4 protein-coding genes are annotated in these 6,150 nt (G+C 64.2%); 2 read left to right on the top strand and 2 right to left on the bottom strand.

Annotated features, from left to right (window positions below; all coding sequences use genetic code 11):
• Positions 1–608: MBL fold metallo-hydrolase (locus ACH2EI_RS09290; protein WP_395159795.1), on the bottom strand; the 608-nt coding region annotated here is incomplete at its 3' end.
• 100 nt (positions 609–708) lie between these two features.
• Here ACH2EI_RS09290 and ACH2EI_RS09285 point away from each other — a divergent pair.
• Together ACH2EI_RS09285 and ACH2EI_RS09280 are read left to right on the top strand one after the other, a co-directional pair.
• The gene (locus ACH2EI_RS09285) at positions 709–1,980 is read left to right on the top strand and encodes a serine hydrolase (RefSeq protein WP_395152824.1); all 1,272 of its coding nucleotides are present in this window, start codon (positions 709–711) and stop codon (positions 1,978–1,980) included.
• A gap of 16 nt (positions 1,981–1,996) precedes the next feature.
• Positions 1,997–3,571 (top strand): N,N-dimethylformamidase beta subunit family domain-containing protein, encoded by a 1,575-nt coding sequence (locus ACH2EI_RS09280; protein ID WP_395152823.1) that lies wholly within the window; start codon positions 1,997–1,999, stop codon positions 3,569–3,571.
• Here ACH2EI_RS09280 and ACH2EI_RS09275 read toward each other — a convergent pair.
• Positions 3,537–6,128, bottom strand: a complete 2,592-nt coding sequence (locus ACH2EI_RS09275; RefSeq protein ID WP_395159793.1) for an AMP-binding protein — start codon at positions 6,126–6,128, stop codon at positions 3,537–3,539. The two genes, ACH2EI_RS09280 and ACH2EI_RS09275, sit on opposite strands and share 35 nt — an antisense overlap.
• Positions 6,129–6,150: the final 22 nt, after the last annotated feature.

The raw sequence follows: 6,150 nt of genomic DNA, 5'->3' as shown, positions 1-6,150 counted from the left end.
TGGTAGGCAGCGCGTCGGCCCATCGCTGGGCCGGCAATGACGTTCTCGAAGACGGCCTCGCGCATGAACTGATCAGGGGCGATGATCTGCACCTCGCCGGCATCGACTGCGGCCTCGTCGACCACGCCGCGCACACCACCGAAGTGGTCGATGTGGCTATGGGTGTAGATCACCGCGGTGACGGGGCGCTCACCGAGTTCGGCGTTGGCCAGGTCAAGGCAGGCCCGAGCGCACGCTTCGCTGGTCAGCGGGTCAATGATCACCCAGCCGCGATCGCCAGCAAGGAAGCTGATGTTCGAGATGTCGTAGCCGCGCGCCTGCCAGAGGCCGGGTGCAACTTCGAACAGTCCGTGCACAGCGTTGAGTCGGGCCTGGTGCCAGAGGCTGGCATGGACCGAACTCGGAGCGACCTCGGACTCGCGCACGAAGTCGTGTCGGCTGATGTCCCAAACCGTGCGTCCGCCTTCTTCGATCAAGCCGGTTTCATGTGTCGCAATTAGCCCGCGATTGGCGCGCTCGGTGTCGGCAGGGTCGGGAGTGAACTGGCTGGCTGACGTCGCGAGGATGTCGAGCGTGTGCTGCGTCGGCGGTTTCGGAGAAGCGACCATCCAAGGATGCTGACACGTCGGACGGCCCGCCGGTGTGCTCGCCGGAGAAATGAGAACTCGAACCTCGGCCAATCGGTGACGGCGTTGTACGGTCGACGACGTGAACACCCGCCGACTCTTGTCTCTCTCGATCGTTGCAGCGCTGGGTGTTGCGGCCTGCGCTGGCAGCGACGATGAGGCTGGCACCGCAGCGACCGAGCTGCCCGTGACGGAAGCAGAGGTACTCGCCGCCGAACCCGTGCCGGATGCTGACCCAGTTGTGCCCGAGCCGGTCGACACGGAGCCCGAAGTCGATCCGGTCGTTGCCGACCCGGTCGTGACCGAGCCTGAGCCTGAACCGACCGCGTACGACTTCGCTGCCGTCGACTCGGTCGTGCAAGCATTTGTCGACGACCGTGGGTTGAACGGTGCGGGCCTCGTGATCGTCGACGCCGACGACGGCGTCATCTTTGAGCAGTACTGGGGGGAGTTCGGCCCGGAACGCTCCTCGCTGATTGCATCGTCGAGCAAAATGCTCGTGGCCGGCGTGCTCTTGCGCCTCCAGGACGACGGACTCCTCAACATCGACGCGCCAGTTGTCGACGCTGTCGACTGGGGGTCGGACAACCCGGAGATCACCCCAGCGCAGCTCCTGTCCAACAGTTCGGGCCTTCCCGGGCTGCTCCCCGATCCTGGCTACGGCCCGTACATCTGCCAGTTCCTCCCGGCCGGCACGCTGCAGGACTGCGCCAGGAGCATTTTCACCTCGCCGGACGACGACGCTGACATCACCAGGCCGGACGTCGCGTTCAACTACGGCGGAGCACAGTGGCAGGTCGCTGGCGCGGTGGCCGAAGCAGTGTCCGGTAAGTCGTGGGCCGAATTGATCGACGAGACCTATGTCCAGCCGTGCGGCGTCGACTCGCTGGCATTCAACAACCACTTCACACAGATCGGTGCTGGATTCAACTACCCGGTTGCATTCAACTCCGACCCGTCGACGTTGATCGCCACCGACAATCCGAACCTCGAAGGCGGCGCGTACATCACGGCCTCCGATTACGGCCAACTCCTGCTCATGCACCTCAGCGGTGGCGTGTGTGGCGACGAGCAGGTGCTCTCGCAGGAAGCGCTTGACACGATGCACGCCGACCGGATCGCTGCTGCCTACGACGGTTCAGCTGGTGGTGCCGGAACGGGTTACGGAATGGGCTGGTGGATCGACCGAGAGAGTGGCCGGATCAGTGATGGCGGCGCCTACGGCACGGTCCCGTGGCTCGATCTGGAAGACGGCTACGGCGCATACCTCGTCATTGAGTCGACATCCGGTGAGGGCAACGACCTTGCCGACCAGCTGTATGACATCGTCGACGACGCGGTCAACGCAGCCTGATTGATTGAGCAACGACATGGCTGACGACATCACGTTCTACGACGAAATCGAGAGCTACTGCTCACAGCTGAGCACCGCGCCCGGCGGCTCGATCGATCTCCATGTCTCGACCAAGGCCGCCACGTTCGCTGTGGTTGTCGAACGGTGGGGCGGCGAACGTGAGGTCGTGTGGAAGTCGGTCGACAACCCGGGCGTGTCGACGCTGCCACCAAGTGATGCCGACAGCAATGGCTGCGCCTGGGCGGCGTCGCTGTCGATCACTGCTGACGCGTCGTGGCGGTCGGGCTTCTACCTCGTGACGGTCACCGCCGCTGACGCTGCGCCTGGCCGTGACGTGTCGTACTCCGGCTTTGTCGTCACCGGCAACCCGGACGACCGGGCGAGCGCTGTACTCATGCTGTCGACGAACACCTGGAACGCGTACAACACCTGGGGTGGCAAGAGTCTGTACACCGGAGGCAAACAAGTGAGCTTCGAGCGGCCATGGAGCCGCGGGATGCTGAGCCGGCCCGAGGTCGATCGGGACGACCGGAAGTCGCGGCCGACGCGCTGGGGCGAAGAGCCCGACGTCAATGGCGACCACTTCCAGGAGTACCGGTTCGCGCACGGGTATCCGGCAGCCATCGGTTCGACTGGATGGTTCGCCCACGAGCGACGATTCGTCGAGTGGGCCGAACGAGCCGGTTACCGGTTTGACTACTGCGTCTCGAGTGATCTGGAAAATCCGAACGCGCTCGACGGCTACGGCCTGTTCATCGATGTCGGGCACGACGAGTACTGGTCGGCGTCGCAGCGACGAACACTCGAACAGCACGTCGAGCAGGGTGGCAACATCGCGTCGATGTCGGGCAACACGATGTTCTGGCAGGTCCGCCTCGAAGGCAATGCGATGGTCTGCCACAAGTACTCCGCGCACGACACCGACCCCGTGATGGCCGAGGGCCGCGAGGCAGAGATGTCCGGCATGTGGTGCGATCCAATCATCGCCAACCCCGAATGGTCGCTGTTCGGCGCCGGTTCGGCGTGGGGCTTGTACAGCCGTTTCGGACAGGCCACGCCTCGCGGCTCGGGCGGCTACACGGTCTATCGAGCCGACCACTGGTTGGTTGCGGGTACGGGCCTGCGCTACGGCGACTTGCTCGGGACCAAGCACGGCGTCGTCGGCTACGAGACGACCGGCCGGCTGCTCGACTTTGACGACTATCAGCTGCCGATCACTCGGCCTCACGCCAACGCGCCCAGCGGCAAGCACACCGTTGTCGTCGCATTCACACCGGCGAGCAACGTCGGGATGGGTGAGTATCCGGCGTCGATCTCAGCGCTCAGTGATCAGGGCGACATCGAGTTCATCGCGTCTCGGCTGCACGGGCGCGTCGACGCCGACAGCCTGGCGCGCGTTCGCCATGGCAACTCGGTGATGATGGTCGTCGAACCGTATGGTCGCGGTGATGGTGATGGTGATGGTGATGGTGATGGTCAGGGTGGCGGCGAAGTCGTCGTGATCGGTACGACGGACTGGGCATTCGGACTCGGCGACGACTCCGAGGTCCAGCAAGTCACAGCGAACCTGCTTGATCGTTACCTGAGCTGACGCGGCGCAGAGCGCGGCTTCGCTGCTGTCGTGCTGCAGAACACAGTCGGTCGAGGACCCACCACACAGCGACGCCGGTCGCGACCGTGGCGGCGAGCGCCACATGACGATCGAGCCACGGGGTGAACAGTGGCCAGACTTGCCAGTGGATCAGGAAGATATGCATCGAGGCTGCTGCGATCACGCCGATCAGCCTCGCCGCGAGACGCGGCACGGGAATTGTTGGCAGCCAGATGAGTGCCGTCCCGAGCAGGATGATTCGCCATTCCCGGTCGACCTGGCCGAAGTAGCCGACGCTGGTCACTGCAAGAAGCCCCGTCACCAAGAGACCCTGCCAGACGTGGCGGGCGCGCTGCGCTGCCCAGCCAAGGGCGATGAAACACGCCACCATGTGCGGGCGGAACATCGAGTTGTACGAGTCGCCCAACTCAATGATCTGAAACCTGAAAACCAGCGTGACGGCAACGACGACGAGTGCAAACCCGAACGGTGTCCGGCGTTCAGCACGGCGAACTGCGGGAATCGCGAACAGCAGCCCGATCACGATCATCGATTGGACAAAGGTCTCGAAATACCAGTATTCCCAGCGGCCGTCGCGGCGCCAGGCCGAACCGAAATAGTTGTTGACGAGCAAGAGCGCTCCGAGGCTGTACCCACCGAAAAGGAGCATCTGGGTGCCGATCCATGCCACCGTCGGAACAGCGACCCGAGCGATGGTCGTCGACACTTTGCGGAGGCGCCCAGGCTCGCCTGCGGAACTGAGTTGGAAGCGCGCAACGTTGTAGCCGAGGACCAGCAGCAGTGTGTGCGCGCCGCCGGGTAGCCGGTACAGCCCCATGTGGGTGCAGACGATCAGCACGATTGCGAGCGCACGGATCACCACGCTGGTATCGAGGCGAGTCCACCGTTTTGATGTGCTTGGTTCGTGATCTTCGGCCAGGGCAGTCAGTGCGCTGACGCTCTGGAGGTGCCAGTCGCTCGGGAGCGTGCCGATGAGCGGCTCGAGGCGGATTGACATCTCGACGTAGCTGAAGGAGTCGCCGCCGAGCGAGGCGAATGTCTGCGTCGACGGCGCATTCACTGGCCCGACGATCAACTCGAACGCGTGCTGCACAGTGGTGTCTGTGTCGGTGCTCGCGTGTTGGATTGATCGCGCCGCAGTCGTGACCGATGGCAGGTCGATTTTTCCCGACAGTGTGCGTGGCCATGCTGGCAACGACACGGCTGCCAGACGCGCCGGGGGGATGGCGACCAGTTGTGCAGTGGCCTCGAGTAGATCAGTGTCGTGGGCGACTGAATTGGTTGTCTCGTCGAGCCGGGCAATGACGATCCCGTTGTCGTCGCCGGTACACAGGGCGGTGATGCCGCAATTCGCGAGGTCGGCTTCGAGCTGATCGAGGTCGGTGCGCAGGCCGTGGATCTTGACGATGCGATTTGCCCGTCCGACGATTTCCAACAGTCCGGCGGCGTTGAACCGTGCGAGGTCCCCGGTTGACAGTTCGTCGAACTCGTGGCCACGAGCGAGATCGTCACCGCTTGCTGCGTAGCCCATCATGACGTTGGGTCCGCTGTAGACGATTTCGCCGATGCCGGGTGCGGCGCCTTGCACTGGTCGCAACTCGATCGAGCCGCCAGGAATTGGTCGACCAATCGAACCGGGCCAGGTCCGGGCGGCGTCGGGGTCGAGGTATGTCATTCGAGCTGTGGCTTCGGTCTGGCCGTACATGACGAACATGTCAAAGTTGTGTTGGTCCCCCAGGCAGACGAGATGATCGACGGCTGCTGGGTCGAGGCGACCTCCGGCCTGGGTGACGTAGCGCAGCGACGGGGCGGCGAGCCGTTCGACGCCGGTAGCGCGCTGGCGATCGAGCAACTCGAACGTGTACGGGACGCCGGCGAGGCCGGTGACGTTCCACCGGTCGACCGCTGCCCAGAAGCACGGATCGACAACGGCAGCGTCGGTCAGCACGACGGATGCTCCGACCGCGAGATGCGATGTGAGGACCGACAGGCCGTAGCAGTAGTGCAGTGGCAGTGAGGTGATCGCCCGATCGTCCGACCGGAGTTCGAGGTAGTCGGCGATCGCGATCGCATTGGACGTCACGGCGCCCTTCGAGAGCCGGACCAGCTTGCTCGTGCCAGTCGTGCCCGACGTGCTCATCAGGAGCGCCAGATCAGGATGGATGTCGTCAGGTTTGGTGTCACCGAACCGTGCGTCGAGTTGTGCCGCAGCTGCCTCGTCAGGCGCAAGAGCGACTGGGTTCTCGAGGTGCAGTGCAGCCAAAAATTCGACGATGGTGTCGAGGTCCGGACGGGCCACGATGATTTCGACATGGCGTTGCGTCGTGCGTCGTGCGGCAATCCGGTTGGCGACGCGGTCGGCGAGCTCGGCGAATGTAATGGCATGGTCTCCGGCGATCGCAGCGGGCTGGGCACCAAAGGAGCGCAGCTGCTCGAGTGTCAGGGCAGTCTGGGCAGGCGGTGTTGCGCTGTGCCTGCTGCGCCGACGCGCGACGGGAGCCGGTGCGGTGACACGAATTGCCTCATCCAGACTCACGACCTGAAAGGTAACGCAACCG

Origin of the sequence: Ilumatobacter sp., from assembly GCF_041688325.1 — a bacterium.
Classification (GTDB): domain Bacteria; phylum Actinomycetota; class Acidimicrobiia; order Acidimicrobiales; family Ilumatobacteraceae; genus Ilumatobacter_A.
Note: the sequence above shows the minus strand (reverse complement) of the source record. Positions and strands in the feature narration are given on the sequence as shown.